Annotated in this window: 17 protein-coding genes; 7 read left to right on the plus strand and 10 right to left on the minus strand. The window is 73.0% G+C overall.

Annotation, left to right across the window (positions count from 1 at the left end):
- Positions 1 to 135 precede the first annotated feature (135 nt).
- Together AB0O82_RS16490 and AB0O82_RS16495 are read right to left on the minus strand one after the other, a co-directional pair.
- The gene (locus AB0O82_RS16490) at positions 136 to 690 is read right to left on the minus strand and encodes a hypothetical protein (RefSeq protein WP_363584171.1); all 555 of its coding nucleotides are present in this window, start codon (positions 688 to 690) and stop codon (positions 136 to 138) included.
- 155 nt (positions 691 to 845) lie between these two features.
- Entirely contained in the window at positions 846 to 1,742 is an 897-nt protein-coding gene (locus tag AB0O82_RS16495) for a LysR family transcriptional regulator (RefSeq protein WP_363584173.1), read from the minus strand.
- A gap of 70 nt (positions 1,743 to 1,812) precedes the next feature.
- On the opposite strand from AB0O82_RS16495, the gene AB0O82_RS16500 reads away from it, so the two are divergent.
- Positions 1,813 to 2,637 carry a hypothetical protein gene (locus AB0O82_RS16500; protein WP_363584175.1) on the plus strand — a complete coding sequence of 275 codons (825 nt, stop codon included), beginning with the start codon at positions 1,813 to 1,815 and terminating at the stop codon, positions 2,635 to 2,637.
- Positions 2,634 to 3,275, plus strand: coding sequence for an HD domain-containing protein (locus AB0O82_RS16505; protein WP_363584177.1), 642 nt, complete (start codon positions 2,634 to 2,636; stop codon positions 3,273 to 3,275). The genes AB0O82_RS16500 and AB0O82_RS16505 overlap by 4 nt, the downstream gene beginning before the upstream one ends.
- A 45-nt stretch (positions 3,276 to 3,320) precedes the next feature.
- Here AB0O82_RS16505 and AB0O82_RS16510 read toward each other — a convergent pair whose 3' ends face one another.
- On the minus strand, positions 3,321 to 3,860 hold the full coding sequence (locus AB0O82_RS16510; protein WP_363584179.1) for a GNAT family N-acetyltransferase: 540 nt from the start codon (positions 3,858 to 3,860) through the stop codon (positions 3,321 to 3,323).
- Positions 3,861 to 3,961: 101 nt separating this feature from the next.
- On the opposite strand from AB0O82_RS16510, the gene AB0O82_RS16515 reads away from it, so the two are divergent.
- Positions 3,962 to 5,302: a histidine kinase gene (locus AB0O82_RS16515; protein WP_363584181.1), complete on the plus strand. Its 1,341-nt coding sequence runs from the start codon at positions 3,962 to 3,964 to the stop codon at positions 5,300 to 5,302.
- Between the two features lie 3 nt (positions 5,303 to 5,305).
- Here AB0O82_RS16515 and coaE read toward each other — a convergent pair whose 3' ends face one another.
- Positions 5,306 to 5,908: a dephospho-CoA kinase gene (coaE, locus tag AB0O82_RS16520; RefSeq protein WP_363584183.1), complete on the minus strand. Its 603-nt coding sequence runs from the start codon at positions 5,906 to 5,908 to the stop codon at positions 5,306 to 5,308.
- Positions 5,909 to 5,996: 88 nt separating this feature from the next.
- Positions 5,997 to 6,638 (minus strand): MBL fold metallo-hydrolase, encoded by a 642-nt coding sequence (locus AB0O82_RS16525; protein WP_363584185.1) that lies wholly within the window; start codon positions 6,636 to 6,638, stop codon positions 5,997 to 5,999.
- Between the two features lie 62 nt (positions 6,639 to 6,700).
- Here AB0O82_RS16525 and AB0O82_RS16530 point away from each other — a divergent pair, with 62 nt between their 5' ends.
- Entirely contained in the window at positions 6,701 to 7,126 is a 426-nt protein-coding gene (locus tag AB0O82_RS16530) for a MarR family transcriptional regulator (protein WP_363584187.1), read from the plus strand.
- On the opposite strand, the gene AB0O82_RS16535 is transcribed toward AB0O82_RS16530, so the two are convergent.
- Both AB0O82_RS16535 and rpsA read right to left on the minus strand, forming a co-directional pair.
- Positions 7,106 to 9,322: an MMPL family transporter gene (locus AB0O82_RS16535; protein ID WP_363584189.1), complete on the minus strand. Its 2,217-nt coding sequence runs from the start codon at positions 9,320 to 9,322 to the stop codon at positions 7,106 to 7,108. The genes AB0O82_RS16530 and AB0O82_RS16535 overlap by 21 nt on opposite strands.
- Positions 9,323 to 9,569: 247 nt before the next feature.
- Positions 9,570 to 11,060, minus strand: coding sequence for a 30S ribosomal protein S1 (gene rpsA / locus AB0O82_RS16540; protein ID WP_063347134.1), 1,491 nt, complete (start codon positions 11,058 to 11,060; stop codon positions 9,570 to 9,572).
- Positions 11,061 to 11,474: 414 nt separating this feature from the next.
- On the opposite strand from rpsA, the gene AB0O82_RS16545 reads away from it, so the two are divergent.
- Positions 11,475 to 12,329, plus strand: coding sequence for a class I SAM-dependent methyltransferase (locus AB0O82_RS16545; RefSeq protein WP_363584190.1), 855 nt, complete (start codon positions 11,475 to 11,477; stop codon positions 12,327 to 12,329).
- A gap of 49 nt (positions 12,330 to 12,378) precedes the next feature.
- Positions 12,379 to 14,892 carry an ATP-dependent helicase HrpB gene (gene hrpB / locus AB0O82_RS16550; protein ID WP_363584192.1) on the plus strand — a complete coding sequence of 838 codons (2,514 nt, stop codon included), beginning with the start codon at positions 12,379 to 12,381 and terminating at the stop codon, positions 14,890 to 14,892.
- 43 nt (positions 14,893 to 14,935) lie between these two features.
- Here hrpB and AB0O82_RS16555 read toward each other — a convergent pair whose 3' ends face one another.
- The 3 genes from AB0O82_RS16555 to AB0O82_RS16565 all read right to left on the minus strand — a co-directional run bounded on the left by AB0O82_RS16555 (position 14,936) and on the right by AB0O82_RS16565 (position 18,064).
- The gene (locus AB0O82_RS16555; RefSeq protein ID WP_363584194.1) at positions 14,936 to 16,186 is read right to left on the minus strand and encodes a hypothetical protein; all 1,251 of its coding nucleotides are present in this window, start codon (positions 16,184 to 16,186) and stop codon (positions 14,936 to 14,938) included.
- 129 nt (positions 16,187 to 16,315) lie between these two features.
- Positions 16,316 to 16,588 carry a DUF397 domain-containing protein gene (locus AB0O82_RS16560; protein WP_363584196.1) on the minus strand — a complete coding sequence of 91 codons (273 nt, stop codon included), beginning with the start codon at positions 16,586 to 16,588 and terminating at the stop codon, positions 16,316 to 16,318.
- Positions 16,589 to 16,771: 183 nt separating this feature from the next.
- A complete protein-coding gene (locus AB0O82_RS16565) occupies positions 16,772 to 18,064 on the minus strand; it encodes a tetratricopeptide repeat protein (RefSeq protein ID WP_363584210.1) in 1,293 nt (430 codons plus the stop codon).
- A 196-nt stretch (positions 18,065 to 18,260) separates the two neighbouring features.
- Here AB0O82_RS16565 and AB0O82_RS16570 point away from each other — a divergent pair.
- Positions 18,261 to 18,652, plus strand: a 392-nt coding sequence (locus tag AB0O82_RS16570; RefSeq protein ID WP_363584198.1) for an ATP-binding protein, incomplete at its 3' end; no start/stop codon positions are given.

Raw genomic sequence — 18,652 nt, forward strand, 5'->3', positions numbered from 1 at the left:
ACAGACGGCCCCGCGCACCGCCGAGGCGGCGCCCGGGGCGGACGGCAGGTCGGCCCGTCCGGCACAGGGGACCGGACGGACCGACCGCCGCACCAGCACGAAGGCCGAAGGCCGAAGGGCCGGAGCGGCAGAGGGTCAGAGGCCGAGGCTGCTGAGCGCGGTGGTCCAGTCGGTCACGATGGCGCTGCGGGCGTCGTCGAGGCCGACCTTGCCCTTGCAGACCGCGTTCTTCAGCTTGGTCTCGACGCCGTCCTTGCCTGTCGCGGTCTGGTCGCCGTAACGGGGCTCGGGCCAGAGGTTGCGCGGGTCGCGCGGGGCGCCGCCGAGCTCCAGCGGGACGAAGTGGTCCTCCTCGTAGTCGGACAGGTTGGTGTCCGCGTAGCCGTACTGCGCGATCTGCTGCGCCTTCAGCGCGTTGGTGTAGCTGGTCGGCGGGCGGACGGTGGAGGTCCAGCCGGAGACGCAGATGGTCTGGCCGATGGTGGCCTGGGTGACGTCCGGGTTGTAGGCGCCCGGAGTGCAGGACGGGTCGGGCAGCGGCAGGTAGGCCTGCGAACAACTCGCGGCGAGCGGACGGATCTTGACGGGCGAGCCCTTGGCGGGGGCGGCCTGCGCGGTGCCGGCCGCGAGCCCGGCGGCGGCGAGGACGGCCGCCGCGGCGACGACGGTGAGACGCTGACGGAGCATCATGTGGGGGATCTCCTGGGCCTTGCCCGGCCTCGCGCCGGGCGACTGTGCCCATGACAGCACCACCAATGCGACCACCGTCAGTCCCAGGACGTGAACGCCCGGTGATCGCGCCTCCACAATCACCGCGGGCGCCCGGCGCGATCCGGGGAGCGGGCTCAGGGCGTGCCCGACAGCAGCCGTGCCAGCAGCGCGGCCGACCCCTCCGGCAGGCTGCCGTGCACCAGTTCGGTGCGGTGCACCAGCCGCGGGGCGGCGATCGGCGCGGACGCGACGCCGGGCGCCCCGGTGAGGACGGACGCCGGGAGCAGGCTGAGCCCGTGCCCGGTGGCGACCAGGGCGAGCAGCCCGTGCACGTCGGTGCCCCGGTAGCGGGTGGCGGGGCGGAAGCCGTCGACGCCGGCGGCGGCGCGCAGCCGGGCGGCGGTCGGGGTGAGGTCGGGGGCGTCGAGCCAGCGGGCGGCGGAGAGGTCGGCGAGCGCGACGCCGGTGCGGCCCGCGAGGGGGTGGCCGACCGGGAGGGCGACGGCGACGGGCTGCTCGTCGACGGCGACGGTGGTGAGCGGGCCGACGTCGGGCAGCGGCAGCGGGTCGCTGGGGGCGGCGAGGCCGTCGATCAGGGCGAGGTCGACCTCGCCGGTGGCGACCTGGGCGGGCAGCGCGTCCTGGGCGAGGATCCGGACGACGAGGTCGGCCGCCGGGTGGGCCCGGCGCACCTCGCCGAGTGCGCGCCCCAGGGTCGCTCCGACTGCCAGCGGAGTGGCACCGAGCACCAGCCGGGCACTCGGGGCACCGGCCAGGCGTGCGACGTCGGCGCGCGCCGCCTCCAGCCGGACCAGCAGGGGCGCCGCGTGCTCCAGCAGCCGCAGGCCGGCCTCGGTCGGGCCGACCGGGCGGCGGCTGAGCAGGCCGGTCCCGAGGTCGGCCTCCAGGGCGGCGATCTGCTGGGAGACCGCGGACTGGGTGTAGCCGAGTTCCCGCGCGGCCTCGGAGAAGGAGCCGAGGCGGGTGACGGTGACGAAGGTGCGCAGCTGCTGCGGATCCACGGCAGTCATCAACTCTTCTGATCGAGGGGTAAGAAATCATCGTTGGCGCTGATCTCGGGTGCGGGGCCAGGATAGCCCCATGACCTACCTCACCCCGCGGATCGCCCTGGTCGGCGACCGCTCCCCCGCCGTCCGCTCGCACGCCCGCATCCCCGGCCTGCTCGACGCCCTCGCCGAACGCGAGCAGCTCGTCCTGGACGCCTACTGGATCCCCACCGAGGACGCCGGGGCGCCCGGCGCCCTGGACGGCTTCGACGCCGTCTGGCTGCTCCCCGGCAGCCCCTACCGCAGCGAGGCGGGCGCGCTGGCCGCCGTCCGGACGGCCCGCGAGCGCGGCATCCCCTTCCTCGGCACCTGCGCCGGGTTCCAGCACGCGGTGCTGGAGTACGCCCGCAACGTCTGCGGCCTCGGCGGGGCCGTCCACGGCGAGGAGCACCCGGAGCGGGACGAGCAGGTGATCGTGCCGCTGGCCTGCTCCCTGGTCGGCCACGAGGGGGCGGTCGCGATCACCCCCGGCACGCTCGCCGAGCGCGTCCTCGGCACCACCCGCACCCTGGAGCGCTACCACTGCGCGTACGGCCTCAACGCCGACTACCTGGACCGACTGCGCGCGCACGGGCTGCGGTTCAGCGGCGCGGACGGCGCGGGCGAGGTGCGCGTCCTGGAACTGCCGGACCACCCGTTCTTCCTCGCCTCGCTCTTCCAGCCGGAGCTGTCCGGCGACGGCACCCGGGCGCACGCCATGATCCGCGCGCTGGCCGGCGCCGCCGTCGCCCACGCGGCGGGCTCGCCGACCGCGACCGACCTGACCGACCCGACCCCTGCCGACCGAACCGCCGCCGTACCGACCGCCGCCGTGCCGGGCACCGACCCGAGCACCACCGCCCTGGAGGCCACCGCATGACCGCCACCGAGATCGCCGGGGTGCGGATCCCCGACAGCCGCCTCGCCGCCGAGGCCACCGAGCTGGTCCGGGACGCCACCACCGAGCTGCTGTACCACCACTCCCGCCGGGTCTACCTGTTCGGCGCCCTCCAGGGCCGCCGCCGGGGGCTCGACTTCGATCCCGAACTCCTGTACCTGGCCGCGATGTTCCACGATCTCGGCCTGGGCCCCGAGCACCACGCCTCCGGTCGGCGCTTCGAGGTGGACGGCGCCGAGGCCGCCGCCGCGTTCCTGCGCGGGCACGGGGTGGACGAGCGGCGGGTGCGCCTGGTGTGGGAGGCGATCGCCCTGCACACCACGCCCGGCATCCCGGAGTTCCTGGAGCCGGAGACCGCGCTGACCACCGCCGGCGTGGAGTTGGACGTACTCGGCATCGGGTACGCGGACCTCGCCGCCGCCGACCGGGACGCCGTGGTCGCCGCCCATCCGCGCCCGGACTTCAAGCGCGGCATCCTGCGCGCCTTCCACGACGGCGTCGCGCCCAAGCCGGAGACCGCCTTCGGCAACGTCAAGGCGGACGTCCTCGCCCACTTCGACCCGGACTTCGAGCGGACCGACTTCGTCGCCGTGATCGAGAACTCCGCCTGGCCGGAGTGACCCCGCCCAGAACCCGCCCCCGCCCCCCCATCCCCACAGGGCACGTCACATCGGCAGCGAGCGCAACCGCACCGGCCCCTCCGGCCACCCGGCGCCCTCCGCCAACGGCGCCCACATGGTGCGCAGCGGCATCACCGCCAACCGCCCCTCGGGCTGCTCCACCGTCACCTCCTCCGCGACCTCGCGGAATCCGAGCCCCCGGTAGAACGTGGCCAGCGGCGGGCGGCAGAACAGCAGCGCGTGGCGGTGGCCGAGGGTGCGGGCGTGGCCGAGGGCGGCCCGGACCACGGCCCGCGCGAGGCCGGCGCCGCGCCGGTCGGGGGCGACGGCGACGCCGCCGACGCCGATCGCCGCCAGGTCGGTGCCGCCGACGGTGAGCGGGAGCGGCACCAGGCCGGTGTGCGCGACGAGCCGGCCGTCGGCGGCCCGGATGCCGAAGTGGATGTCCTTGGGCAGCCAGGTCAGTCCGGTGTAGGCGACGCCGTACGGGTCGTCGCCGGGGCCGAGGATCTCGTCATGGTCGGCGCGGGTGTACTGCGGCAGCCGGACGACGGTCGGCGGCTCGGGAGAGAAACGATCATCCATCCGACCATGATCCCTTCCCGGGAAGGCGAATTCCAGGCTGTTCCCGGCCACTGCGGCCCGCTCGCCACCCCGGGCCGGACGGGGTGTGCGAGCATGCCCCCATGCGCCAGCCCACCCAGCAGCGGCCCCGACTCCGGCGCCCCACCGGCCGGTTGGACCCCACCCGTCACCAGCACCACCCGTCCACCGACCAGCCCGACGCCGCCCACCACGCCGACGCCGCCCACCAGCCCCACGCCACCCACCACGCCGGCGCGGCCCACCGGACCCACCCCGCCGACCAGTTGGACTCCGCCCTCGCCGCGGTACCGCTGCCGGGCCCGCCGCTGCGCCTGCCCGGCCCGGTCGTCGCGCTCGGGCCGACCGTCCTGGTGCTGCTGGTGCTCGTCCCGCTCGCCGCGGGCGACCCCGACATCGGGCCGACCACCTCGGCACCGGTCAACGCGGGCCTGGTGGCGGCCGGCGCGCTCGCCCTCGCCGTCCGCCTGCGGTACCCGGCGGCCGTCGCCGCCGTCACCCTGCTGGGCGGCCAACTCCCGCTCGCCGTCGCCCTCTACGGGCTGGCCACGCGGCGCGGCGCCACCCGGGTGCCGGCCGCCCTGGCCGTGCTGGCCGGGGTGCGCCTGCTCCTCCCCATGGACCTCGGGGACGTCAGCAGCCTCTCCGCCCTCGCCAACCTGGCCGAGGACCCGCTGGTCTTCGGCGCCGTCCCGCTCGCCCTCGGCCTCACCGCCCACCATCGCGCCCGCGCCGTCGCCGCGCTCGCCGAACGCAACCGGCTGCTGGAGGCGGCCCGCCGGTACGCCGAGGAGCGCGCCGCCGCCGCCGAACGCGCCCGGCTCGCCCGGGAGATGCACGACGTGGTCTCCAACCGCGTCTCCCTCATCACCCTGCACGCCGGCGCCTGCCAGGTCGCGGCCGCCGACGACCCGACCGCCGTCCGGGAGACCCTCGGCCTGATCCGCGCTCTCGGCCTCCAGGCCCTCACCGAGCTGCGCGGCCTGCTCGGCGTCCTCACCCCGGCCTCCGACCAGGGCCCCTCACTGCACGGACTGCCCGCCCTGGTCGAGGAGTCCCGCCAGGCCGGACTCGCCGTCGACCTCACCCTCACCGGCCCCGCCGAAGGACTGCCCGCACCCGGACCGGCCGTGCAGTACGCCACCTACCGGATCGTCCAGGAAGCCCTGACCAACGCCCACAAGCACGCCCCGGCCGCCGAGGTCGCCGTCACCGTCGAGGTCCACCCGGACGGGCTGCGCCTCGACATCGTCAACTCCCCCGCCACGGCGGCCGACCCGGACGGACTCCGGCTGCCCTCCGGCGGCCACGGCCTGGACGGCATGCGCACCCGCGCCGACGACCTCGGCGGCACCCTGCACGCCGGCCCCACCACCGAGGGCGGCTTCGCCGTCCGGGCCCGTCTGCCGCTGACCGCCGCCTGAACCTCAGGCAGCGGCGGCGCGCTTCACCAGCTCCGCCCACACCTCGTCGACCCGCGCCACGAGCGCCTCCAGCGGCCCGCCGTTGTCGATCACCACGTCGGCGATCGCCAGCCGGTCCGCCCGCGAGGCCTGCGCGGCCATCCGGGCCCGGGCCTCGTCCTCGGCCATCCCGCGCAGCCGCACCAGCCGCTCCACCCGCACGTCGTCGGCCGCGTCGACCACCACGACCAGGTCGTACAGCGGGGCGAGGCCGTTCTCCGCGAGCAGCGGCACGTCGTGCACCACCACCGCGTCCGGCGCGGCCGCGGCCTCCAGTTCGGCGGACCGGGCGCGCACCAGCGGGTGGACGATCGCGTTCAGCGCCTGGAGCCGCGCCGGGTCGGCGAACACGATCGCGCCGAGGGCCGGGCGGTCGAGCGCGCCGTCCTCGCGCAGCACCTGCGGCCCGAACTCGGCGGCCACGGCCGCCAGACCGTCCGTCCCGGGCGCGACCACCTCGCGGGCGATCACGTCGGAGTCCACGATCACCGCGCCGTGGGCGGCGAAGAGCCGGGACACCTCGCTCTTGCCGGCGCCGATGCCACCCGTCAGTCCGATCTTCAGCATGGCGTCAGGCTACCGGCGCCCGGACCGCCGGGACCAGCGGCCGACCATCGCGCAACCAGCACCGGTCCGGCCCCGCCTCCCGGCACCGTCAGCCCAGCTCCAGGCTCTCGCCCTCCCCGAGCACGGTCAGCTCCGCGCCCGTGCCCGGCCCGTCCGGCCCGAGCAGCCGGGTGGCGATCATGTGCCCGATCGGGCTCAGCGTCGCCTCGTGCACCGGCACCGCCACCCGCGGGGCGGCCTCCCGGACGTAGTCGACGACCTCACCGGCCTTGCTCCACGGCGCCGCGAGCGGCAGCAGCAGGGTGTCCACCGAGTGCGGCGGCACGGTGAACGCGTCGCCGGGGTGGAACAGCCGGCCGTCGAAGAGGAAGCCGATGTTCTTCACCCGCGGGATGTCCCGGTGGATGACCGCGTGCCACTCGCCGTGCACGCTCACCCCGACCCCGCCGACCTCGAAGGCGTCGCCCTCGCCGACCACGGCGACGCGCTGCGCCACGCCGTCCAGTTGGGCGGCGACCGCGCTGTTGGTCCACACCCGCAGGGCCGGGTCGGCCTCCAGGGCTGCGCGCAGCCGGGCCTCCTCGAAGTGGTCCATGTGCTCGTGGGTGATCAGGACGGCGTCGGCCCCGGTCAGCGCGGCGGGGTCGGTGAACGCCCCGGGGTCGACGACGACGGTCGTCCCGTCGTGCTCCAGGCGTACGCAGGCGTGTCCGAACTTGGTGATCCTCATGCGGCAGACCATACAGCAGGACTGTACAGTTTTGCTGTGGAGGTTCCCGGTAGGCTTCTCCCATGAACAGTCCGGCTCCCGAAACCCTCGAACTCGCCGCCGAGCTGCGCGCCGCCATCGGCGACCTGGTCCGCTCCCTGCGCCCGGACGACGAGCTGCCGCAGAACCAGGCCGGCGTCCTCGGCGTCCTCGTCCGCGACGAACGCGCCTGCACCGTCGCCGAACTCGCCGAGCACCAGCGCGTCCGCCACCAGTCGATGGCCCGCACCGTCGCCCTGCTGACCGAGGCCGGGCTCGTCACCCAGCAGCCTCACCCCACCGACGGCCGGAAACTGCTGGTCACCGCGACCGGAGCGGGCCGCGCCGCCCTGCTGGAGCAGCGCGCCCGCCGGGAGCAGCGGATCGCCACCGCCATCGAGGCCCGCCTCACCCCGGAGGAGCGGCTGACCCTGAGGGCGGGCGTCGACCTACTGCGCCGACTGCGCTGAACCCACCAGGTCCCTGGCCTCCGGCCGCGGAGCCGGAACGGCCGTCGCGCCGACGGTCGGCAGTTCGACGTGCTCGCTCAGCCCGAAGCGCCGGTGCAGGCGCCGCAGCGGGGCGGGCGCCCACCAGTTGAACTCGCCGAACAGGCTCATCGCGGCGGGCACCAGCAGGCAGCGCACCAGGGTGGCGTCCACCGCGACGGCGACGGCCAGCGCGATGCCCATCTGCTTGACCATGAGCATGTCCCCGAGGGCGAACCCGGCGAACACGATCACCATCAGCAGCGCCGCCGAGGTGATGATCCGGCCACTGCGCTGGACCCCGAGCTCCACCGCCCTGGTGCAGCTGTGCCCCTTGTCCCGCAGTTCCTTGATCCGGGCGAGCAGGAACACCTCGTAGTCCATGGACAGCCCGAACGCGAAGGCGAAGACCAGCACCGGGATGAAGGTCTCCAGCCCGCCGGTGGGGCTGAAGCCGAGCAGCCCGCTGAAGTACCCGTCCTGGAACACCAGGGTGAGCGCGCCGAGCGAGGCGCCCAGCGACAGCAGGTTCATCAGCAGCGCCTTGACCGGCATCACCACCGAGCCGGTCATCAGGAAGAGCAGCACCAGCGTGCCGACCGCGACCAGTCCGAGTGCCCAGGGGCCCCGCGACATCAGCTCGTCCTTGAAGTCGACGACCGAGGCCGCGCCGCCGGTGACGTAGGTCTTCAGCCCGCCGCGGTCGGCCCGCAGCTCCTGGACGACCTGCTTGGCCTGGTGGCCCTGCGGGTCGCCGTGGACGAGCACGTCGACGGTGGACACCGAGTCGCTCACCGGGGTCACCGCCCGCACCCCGGCGACCCCGGGCAACTTGGCGACGACGTCGTCCGCGTACGCCTGGGCGACGGGCGCGCCGCCCTCGACGACGACGGTGATCGGCGCGGCCGCGGCCTGCGGGAAGCGCTGGTCGACGGCGTCGGCGACCTGCCGCCCGGCCGAGGAGGCGGGCAGCACGGCGGCGCCGGAGTTGCGCATGTCGGCGTGCAGGAAGGGCGCGCCGGCGGCCATCAGCAGGGCGACGCAGGCGAGCGCGACCGGCACCGCCCGCTTGCCGACCCGGCGGACGGTCCGGCTGAAGAAGCCCTCGTCGGGGACGGGCGCGGCGGGCGCCTTGATCCGGGAGCCGGCGAAGCCGAGCAGCGCGGGGATCAGGGTCAGCGCGGCGGCGACCGCGATCACCACCACGCTCACCCCGGCGGCGGCGACCGCGCCGAGCACCGGGCTGGTGAAGACGAACAGGCCGGAGAGCGCGACGGCGACGGTGAGGCCGGAGAAGGCGACGGTGCGCCCGGCGGTCGCGGCGGTGCGTTCGACGGCGGCGGCGATGCCCGCGCCGTGCCCGCGTTCCTCCCGGAAGCGGTTCACCATGAGCAGCGCGTAGTCGATCGAGAGCCCGAGCCCGAGCACGGTGGCGATCGGCAGCACGCTGGTGTCGATGTCCATGATCCGGCTGAAACCGAACATGGCCAGCAGCGCGCCGCCCACCGAGGCGACCGCGCCGATCACCGGCAGGCTGGCCGCGGCGAGGCCGCCGAAGACCAGCACCATGACGATCAGGGTGAGCGGCAGCGTCACCATCTCGCCGAAGCGGGTGTCCTGTTCGGTCTGCTTCTTGACCTCGTCCTGGAGCACCAGGTCCCCGCCGACGGTGACGTGGGCGCCGGCCTCGCCGTTCAGCGCGGCGAGGCGCTGGGTGACGGCGTCGGTCTGGGCGGAGGTGCTGGTGTCGGCCATCCGTACGGTGACCAGGCTCGCGGTGCCGTCGGCGGAGCGCAGTGCGGCGGGCGCCGGGCCGGTGCCGTAGGCGTCGAGCGCGGAGGAGACGCCGGGGAGGGCGGCGAGGTCGGCGGTGGCCTTGGTGACGGCGGCCCGTACGGCCGGGTCGTCGACCGGCTTCCCGTCCACGACGGCGGTGACGGTGCCGCGGGCCGGGTCGGTCGCGGCGACCACCGCGTTGCCCCGGTCGGCTTCGGCGGTGGCGGAGGAGGCACCGGCCACTGTTCCTTCGAAGACCCGGCCGCCGATCAGCACGCCCACGACCAGGACGGCGGCCCAGAGGCCGAGCACCCAGCGGCGGTGGCGGAAGCAGAACCGGCCGAGGGCGGCGAGCCGCCCGGGGACCGCGGGGTCGCCGGCAGCGGTGGGAGCGTTGCGCATCAAGGAGGCCTTTCGGGCAGCTCCCCTCAATGTAGGTGCAACCCGATGTTCGACCTATAGACGGACAATGAGCCACATCTCACAAAATTCCTTCACATAAACCACAAATAAGTGAAGGCGAAAAACGAAAGAACGTGAAGTAAAAGACCCCGACCAAAGGCGGAAAACGAAATGGGCCCCACCCGGATTTCTCCGGGTGGGGCCCACCGTTCAGCTATGCGCCAGGCACTGGCAGCGGGTCAGAGCTTCAGCTCTGGCCGCCCGCCAGCTTCTCGCGCAGGGCCGCCAGGGCCTCGTCCGAGGCGAGAGCGCCGGAGCCCTCGTCGCTGCTGGACGAGTAGGAGCCACCGGCAGCGGCGGCGACGGCGTCGCCACCCTCGGCAGCGGCCTCGGCGTCGGCCTCACGGCTCTTGATGACCTGGGCCTGGTGCTGCTCGAAGCGGGACTGCGCCTCGGCGTACTGGCGCTCCCACTCCTCACGCTGCTTCTCGAAGCCGGCCAGCCAGTCGTTCGCCTCGGGGTCGAAGCCCTCCGGGTAGATGTAGTTGCCCTGGTCGTCGTACGAGGCGGCCATGCCGTACAGGGTCGGGTCGAACTCGACCTCGGCCGGGTTGGCACCCAGCGCCTCGTTGGCCTGCTTGAGCGACAGGCTGATGCGGCGACGCTCGAGGTCGATGTCGATGACCTTGACGAAGATCTCGTCGCCGACCTGGACGACCTGCTCCGGGATCTCCACGTGGCGCTCGGCCAGCTCGGAGATGTGGACCAGACCCTCGATGCCCTCGTCCACGCGGACGAACGCACCGAACGGAACCAGCTTGGTGACCTTACCCGGAACGACCTGGCCGATCTGGTGGGTACGGGCGAACTGCTGCCACGGGTCCTCCTGGGTCGCCTTCAGCGACAGGGAGACGCGCTCGCGGTCCATGTCAACGTCGAGAACCTCGACGGTGACCTCCTGGCCGACCTCGACAACCTCGGACGGGTGGTCGATGTGCTTCCAGGACAGCTCGGAGACGTGCACCAGGCCGTCGACGCCACCCAGGTCCACGAAGGCACCGAAGTTGACGATCGAGGAGACGACGCCGGAGCGCACCTGGCCCTTCTGCAGGGTGGTGAGGAAGGTCTGGCGGACCTCGCTCTGGGTCTGCTCCAGCCAGGCACGGCGGGACAGGACCACGTTGTTGCGGTTCTTGTCCAGCTCGATGATCTTGGCCTCGAGCTCCTTGCCCACGTAGGGCTGGAGGTCGCGGACGCGGCGCATCTCGACGAGCGAGGCCGGCAGGAAGCCACGGAGGCCGATGTCGAGGATGAGACCACCCTTGACGACCTCGATGACGGTACCGGTGACGATGCCGTCCTCTTCCTTGATCTTCTCGATCGTGCCCCAGGCACGCTCGTACTGAGCGCGCTTCTTGGACAGGATGAGACGACCCTCCTTGTCCTCCTTCTGGAGAACCAGGGCCTCGATGTTGTCACCGACGGCGACGACCTCGTGCGGGTCGACGTCGTGCTTGATCGAGAGCTCGCGGGACGGGATGACGCCCTCGGTCTTGTAACCGATGTCGAGGAGGACCTCGTCACGGTCGACCTTCACGATGACGCCCTCGACGATGTCGCCATCGTTGAAGTACTTGATGGTCTCGTCGATGGCGGCGAGGAACGCCTCGGCGTCGCCGATGTCGTTGACCGCGACCTGCGGGGTGGTGCTGAGGGAGGAGTCGGTGGGGCTCGTCATTAGGAAAAGGGCTCCGGTACGGACATGAAAGTCGTAGGTAATGCCACGCGGAGGGCCCGTATCGCTCCCACCGAAAGCCGGACAGCCAAGAGCACGGCGCACCGGCATTCCCGCACAGCGAGAAATCCGGCGTCCGTCTTGCGACCGTGGGGTCTTCGACAGATGCGAGCGCGACCTGCTCCGTCTGAGGCGCGCAGGCCCGCAGCGCAACTTGTAGCATACGGGGACGGCCAGGCACGGTCAACGCCAAGAGCGGCAAGACGGTGGAGCCCGGTGTGGATCAGGCCATATCCTCCGATTGCGCACCTTGCGGTGGCGCCCGAAGGGGGCCCTTCCCCGGATGCCACCACCAGGATCGGGTCCTTGACGGGCCCGGTCTCGGCAGCGGCGCTTCCGCACTCCACACCCTACGCGATGGGCATTATCACCGTGGCCACCACCCCCCAGTCCGACCTGCATGATCTTGACGGCGACGGCGACGACGCGGTACGGCGCGCGGCCGGCACCGGGGAGAGCAGCCGGGCCAGCCGGCACTGGTGGGACCGCAACGCCGACGAGTACCAGGACGAGCACGGGGAGTTCCTCGGCGACGACCGCTTCACCTGGTGCCCCGAAGGCCTCGACGAGGCCGACGCCCACCTCCTCGGCGAGGTCGCGGACAAGGACGTGCTGGAGATCGGCGCCGGCGCCGCCCAGTGCTCGCGCTGGCTGGCCGGCCGCGGCGCCCGCCCCGTCGCCCTGGACATCTCCCACCGCCAACTCCAGCACTCCCGCCGGATCGACCTCGGCCGCGGCGCCACCCCCGTCGCCGTCGTCCAGGCCGACGCCGCCGTCCTGCCCTTCGCCGACGCCTCCTTCGACCTCGCCTGCTCCGCCTACGGCGCCGTCCCGTTCAGCGCCGACACCGCCGCCCTGATGCGCGAGGTGCACCGGGTGCTGCGCCCCGGCGGCCGCTGGGTGTTCTCCGTCACCCACCCGATCCGCTGGGCCTTCCCCGACGAGCCCGGCGTCGAGGGCCTCACCGCCGCCTCCTCCTACTTCGACCGCACCCCCTACGTCGAGGAGGACGAGCACGGCCGTGCCAGCTACGTCGAGCACCACCGCACCATCGGCGACCGGGTCCGCGAACTCGTCGGCGCCGGCTTCCGGTTGACCGACCTGGTCGAGCCCGAGTGGCCGGTCGGCCTGGAGCAGGAGTGGGGCGGCTGGTCCCCGCTGCGCGGGCGGCTGATCCCCGGCACCGCGATCTTCGTCGCCGAGCGGGGCTGACGCCTTGCCGAACGCCGCCTTGCCCAACCCCGCCTCGCCGAACCCCGCCTTGCCCAACCCCGCCTGGCGCGAACTGCCCGTCCGCAGCGCCCTGCCCGCACTGCACGACGCGCTGGACGGGCCGGGCACCGCCGTCCTCGCCGCCCCGCCCGGCACCGGCAAGACGACGCTGGTGCCGCTCGCGCTCGCCGGTCTGCTCGATCCCGAGCGTCCGACGCTTCGCGTGCTGGTCGCCGAACCGCGCCGGCTCGCCGTCCGGGCCGCTGCCCGGCGGATGGCCTGGTTGCTGGGCGAGGCGGTCGGCGGGCGGGTCGGCTACACCGTGCGCGGGGACCGTCGCGTCGGCCCGGAGACGGTGGTCGAGGTGGTCACCACCGGGGTGCTGCTGCAACGGCTCCAGCGCGACCAGGAGTTGCCCGGCGTCGACGTGGTCGTCCTGGACGAGTGCCACGAACGGCACCTGGACGCCGACACCGCGCTCGCGTTCCTCCTCGACGTCCGGGCGGCACTGCGGCCCGAACTGCGGCTGGTCTGCGCCTCGGCCACCTCCGACACCGCGGCCTGGGCCGAACTCCTCGGCGGCGCGCCGGTGGTGGAGGCGCACGGAGTCTCCCACCCGGTCGAGACGGTGTGGGCACCGCCGCCGCGCGCCGTCCGGCCCGCCCACGGCACCCGGGTCGACCCGGCGCTGCTCGACCACGTCGCCGCCACCGTCCGGCGGGCGCTCGCCGAGCAGGCGGGCGACGTGCTCTGCTTCCTGCCCGGCGTCGGCGAGATCAGCCGTGTCGCCGGGCAGTTGTCCACCGTGGCGGCGGACGTACTACAACTCCACGGCCGCGCCCCGCAGGCCGTCCAGGACGCCGCCCTCACCCCCTCGGACGGCCGCCGCGTCGTGCTCGCCACCGCCGTCGCCGAGTCCTCGCTCACCGTGCCCGGCGTCCGCGTCGTCATCGACGCCGGGCTCGCCCGCGAACCCCGCACCGACCACGCCCGCGGCCTGGCCGGCCTGGTCACCGTCCGCGCCTCGCTCGCCGCCGCCCGCCAGCGCGCCGGCCGTGCGGGCCGCGAGGCCCCCGGCACCGTGTACCGCTGCTGGAACGAGGTCGAGGACGCCCTCGCCACCCGCTTCCCCACCCCCGAGATCGCCCTCGCCGACCTCACCACGTTCGCTCTCCAGGCCGCCTGCTGGGGCGACCCGGACGCCACCGGCCTCGCCCTGCCCGACGCCCCGCCCGCCGGGGCGATGGCCGCCGCCCGGCAGACCCTCCAGGCCCTCGGCGCCGTCGACGCCGACGGCCGGGCGACTCCGCGCGGCGTGCGCCTCGCCCGCACCGGGCTGCACCCCCGGCTGGGGCGGGCGCTCGTGGACGGCGCCTCTGCCGTCGGCGCCCGTCGGGCCGCCGAGGTGGTCGCCCTGCTCTCCGAGGAACCGCCGCGCGCCCTCGGCGACGACCTCGGCGCGGTCTGGCGGGCGGTCCGCTCCTCCAACGACCCCTACGCCGGCCGCTGGCGCGAGGAAGTCCGCCGCCTGCTGCGCGCCGCCGGCTCCGAAGCCGCCACTCAGCTACCCGACACGACCGCCGCCGGCCTCGTCGTCGCCCTCGCCTTCCCCGAACGCATCGCCCGCGCCCGGGTCGAACGCCCCGCCCCCGGCGAGCGCAGCCCGTACCTGATGGCCTCCGGGACGGCGGCCGAACTCGCGCCCGGCACCGCGCTCGGCGCACTGCCGTGGCTCGCCATCGCAGTCGCCGACCGCCCGGCCGGTTCCCCGTCCGCCCGGATCCTGCACGCTGCGGCACTGGACGAGGACACCGCCCGGCTTGCCGGTGCCTCGCTGCTCGAATCCCGCGAGGAAGTCCACTGGGACACCCGCCGCGACGAGGTCGTCTCCCGCCGGGTCGAGTCGTTGGGCGCGATCGAACTCGCCGAGAAGCCGCTCAGCCGCCCCGACCGGGCCCTCGTCCGCACCGCCATCCTCGAAGGCCTGGCCCGCGAGGGCATCAGCACCCTGCTGACATTCCCCTCCGGCCTGCGCGAACGCCTCGCCTTCCTGCACGCGGCGATCGGCGCCCCCTGGCCGGACGTCTCGGACGAAGCACTGCTGGAACGCGCCGACGAGTGGCTGGAGCCCGAACTCTCCCGCGCCCGTCGCCGCGCCGACCTCGCCCGCATCGATACGACTGCCGCCCTGCAACGCCTGCTCCCCTGGGCCACCGGCGAGGCAGGCCGCCTGGACGAGCTGGCCCCCGAACGCATCACCGTGCCGTCCGGCTCGAAGATACGCGTCGACTACAGCACCGAACGCCCGTTCCTGGCCGTCAAGTTGCAGGAACTCTTCGGCTGGACCAAGACCCCTGCCCTGGCCGCCGGCCGCGTCCCGCTGACCATTCACCTGCTCTCCCCCGCCGGTCGCCCCGCCGCCGTCACCGGCGACCTGGAGAGCTTCTGGCAGAACGGCTACCGCGCCGTCCGCGCAGAGCTGAGAGGCCGCTACCCCCGCCACCCCTGGCCCGAAGACCCGTCGACGGCGGAGCCCACCCGCCGCCTCAACCCGCGGAACTGACACTCCTCCTCGGCGGGGGCGGGATTCCCGGCTCGCGCTGCCGTCAGGAGATCGAGAAGCCCAGCTGGTTCACCACCGGCGTCATCGGCACGTAGAGCACCTGCGCGTAGCAGGTCGTCGAGTGTGCCGTCGATCCAGCCGGGCAACCGACCTCCGACCTTCCGGCCACGATCACGCCGCGAGCCTCCATGTCACCGTTCGCGCCGGACGGGTTGGCGAGTGCGGGGCCGCCGCTGTCGCCCTTCGCGCCGATCGCCCGTCGGTCACCACCCTTCAACTCCGCGATGTCCACCGGCTTGATCTTCGTCCCCTCGTCGTTCGTCGTCTCGACATCGACCTTCTTGACCTCCACGTCGCACTTCCACCCCGACCGGGCGCCGCTGAGGCAGACGAGGTCCCCCACGTTGTTGCGTCCGATCCCGTACGTGCGTCGCGACGAACCGCTGCTGTCCGACCAGGCACCGTCGTAGAACCGGCCGGTGCCGTTGCCGTTGATCGCGATCATGCCGACGTCCAAACCGTCGCCGATCGCGTACAGGTCGCCGATGTAGCCGCCGGTGCCGTTGTAGTACCGGCCGCCGCCGCAGTGTGCGGCGGTCAGCAGCACCCTCGTCCTGTCCTTCCAACCGCTGAACGCGGTCGAGCAGAACGAGGCCTTGCCGGTGTTGACCTCGGCGCCCGCGTAGTACGGCGCGCTGTCGGAGTGCCGGCTGCCGGACAGCGCTGCAGGGATGCCCTCGACGGTGGCCGTCACCGGCATCCCGGCGATCTCGGCGGCCGTCCGGGAGTACGCCTGCTCGGTCGTGGCGCCGCCGGTCGGCCGGGTCGCCTTCGTCGGCACGTACGTGATCGCGATGGCGGTGCCGTCCTCCTGCGGGCCGATCGACGTCCATACCTCGGGCGCCACAGCGGCGGTGAACCGGTCGATCGCGGCGCGCATCTCCGCGCGGGAGTAAGGGCTTTGGTGAACGTCGACGGTGTAGCCGGGGCCGGCGTTCGCGTCGAGCAGCGCCCGGACCTCGGTCGGGGCCTCGCCCTTCCAGTAGATGTCGGCGTGCTGGTTCGACGCGTCGATCACGGTCCCGGCGTAGCCGTCCGCCGCCGGAGCGCCGGACTCCACCCAGTCCTGCACCGGGTCCGTCATGCGGTGGAGCCTCTGCTGGGCTTGCGGGTCGCGGAGCACCGGCAGGCTGACCGACGGGACCGGCCCGTCCGGCGCGGCGTCGGCGGCGACGAGGGCGGAGGCGGTCACGGCGGACAGGGCCAGGAACAGCATGAGGCGGGAGCGGCGCATACGCGGTCCTTCGACGGGGCTGGCGGGCCGACACCCAGCGTAGGGACCGATCCGCGTTTCACCTGGTCAGAAGGCGCGTTTCAGACTGCGGCAGGCGCACGCGGAAGACGATGCGCCCCCGGCGGCGGGTCACCGCTCCGGGAAGTCACCGGCCTGGACGGAGGAGAGGAAGGACGTCCAGGCCGAGGCCGGGAAGACGAGCACCGGCCCGTGCGGGTCCTTGGAGTCACGCACCGGGACGCCGCCCGGAAGGGATCCGAGGGCCACCTCGATGCACTCGCCCCCATCGTCCCCGCTATAGCTGCTCTTGCGCCACGCGAGGGCCACCTCGATGCACTGTCCGCCGTTGCTGCTGTAGCTGCTCTTCCGCCAGACGGCTCTGGCGAGCTCGTTTCGCGTCATCCTTGTACCCTTCCAGCGCATCACGAATCAGCGTAGGCGAGTTACTCACCGGGAGTATCTCACTGCGAAGCCGACCATAGACGCGCCGGTGTGCAGCGACGACTTCCGAATCATTGCTCGGATGCGCTCGATCCAAGCTCTCCGAGGAGACATAGTTCTGCCCATTGGGCATCTCCAGCCCGATCAGGCCGCCTTCGCCATCGGCCGGGCACGGTCGTACAAGTCGCGCGCGTACCGGTTGCCCTGGTGGGGCTTGATCATGGCCATCATCGAGCGGAAGCGGTCGTCGGCCCGACCGGACTGGACAGCCGGGTAGTCATCGAGAGCTCGATGCCAGTCCGCACAGGCTTCTTCGAGGCGGCCGGCCTGCAACTTCCACTCTGCGAGCATGCCGGTCATCCGCACCCGATTGCGCACGTACACCGAGTACCGCAGGCGGTCGGACGCCTCCATCGCGGTGATGGCGCCAGGTTTGTCGCCGAGCTCCCAGCGGACCTTGGCTTCGTGGTAGGCGAGGGAGGACGGATCGTAGGAGCCGAACGCCTTCGCCTTGGACTCGGCCTGCTCCATCGCGACTTCCGCCATCCGCAGGTGGTACAAGGCTCCGGCCCTGTCTCCGGTCTGGGCGGTGGCGTGGGCCTGTTGGCCCGCGAGGAAGGCCCTCATCCGGGGGCCGGCCTGCGGGGAGGCAGCCGAGGCGGCATCCGCGAACCGCGTGGCGGCACTGCCATGGCCGAGGTCGACGGCCTGCACACTCATGCCGCGCAGAGTGGTGCAGTACGTGAGGTGATCGCCCGCATGCCCTGCCAGTTCCAGAGCCTTCATGTAGTAGCGCTGGGCCAGGGCATCGTGACGCTCGTCCATCGCCATGTAGCCGGTCAGGTAGCAGTGGTCGGCGGCGGCCGACAGCATCGCCTCGCGAACGTCCTCGGTGGCGTCCGCCTGTAGGTACGGGGCAATCGTGTTGACCAGGAACGAGGCGGCCATCGGTCGTGCCATCCGGCCACCGAACTGGTCGTCCAGGTCGCTGATCCGTTCGGTCATGGCGGCGACCGACTGGACCTCTGCCATGCCGATCCGCAGGTGCGGGTTGGTCCGCAGTTTCTCGAAACGGCCTACCAGGTCGGGCCAACCCGGAATGGTGAGAGCCACCGAGTACAAGCTGGCTGTGAGAACTCCGCGCCGGGATGGGTCCATATCGAGGCTCCCCAGATCGATCAGCCCTGACACCGTATCCGTCGACTCGTCAACGGTGGTAGGCCTGTCGCGAAATCCGGCCTCGAAAGCGGTGATCGGCCGCTTGAGTCTCCGTGCCAGCGCTTCCAAGACCACCGGCAGGGCCTTCGCCGCAGGCGAAGTGCCGCCGAGCCAGTGAGAAACAGCCGAGGCATCGTACTTGAGCCGCTGCCCAGCCTCGGTACCGGTCCGGTTGACGGCCCGCGCCAATTCGCCGTTGCCCCAGGCGGCTTCGGTCATCAACGAAGCGAGCTTTCGGTTCGGTTCGCGGTCGGTTCGCACGACAGTTCCCCCCTGCAGACGGGTTTCAAGGGTTTCAACTTCCCGGCTCGGCTCGGCCATAGCCGACCACAGGACAGGACGGTTGACTGTTCGTCATCAGTCAATCACCAGCAGTGGTGAAGTTAACCCCATTCCGCCCCTGAGGTGCACAACCATGCTCGTTTCCCGTCGGCCCCGCACGTTCGCCGCCCGCCTCGACTCGCGGACCGAATCCACCCCCGTCGCCCGGCAGTTGCTCCGCGCCTACCTCGCCGCCCTCCCCACCGGCGACCGCTACCGCGACACCGCCGAACTCCTCCTCGGCGAACTCTTCGCCAACGCCGTCCAGCACACCGACGCCCCCACCGACCGCCTCATCGAAATCCGCTTCTCCCTCACCGCCGACCGCCTGCGCCTCGAAGTCCACGACGCCGGCACCGGCCGCCCCTCCCTCCACACCCCCACCCCCGACGACGAACACGGACGCGGCGTCCTCCTCATCAACGAACTCGCCGAGAAGTGGGGCTGCTGCCCCCGCGCCGGCGGCGTCGGCAAGTTCGTCTGGGC

Source organism: Kitasatospora sp. NPDC088264 (assembly GCF_040685715.1).
Taxonomy (GTDB): Bacteria; Actinomycetota; Actinomycetes; order Streptomycetales; family Streptomycetaceae; genus Kitasatospora.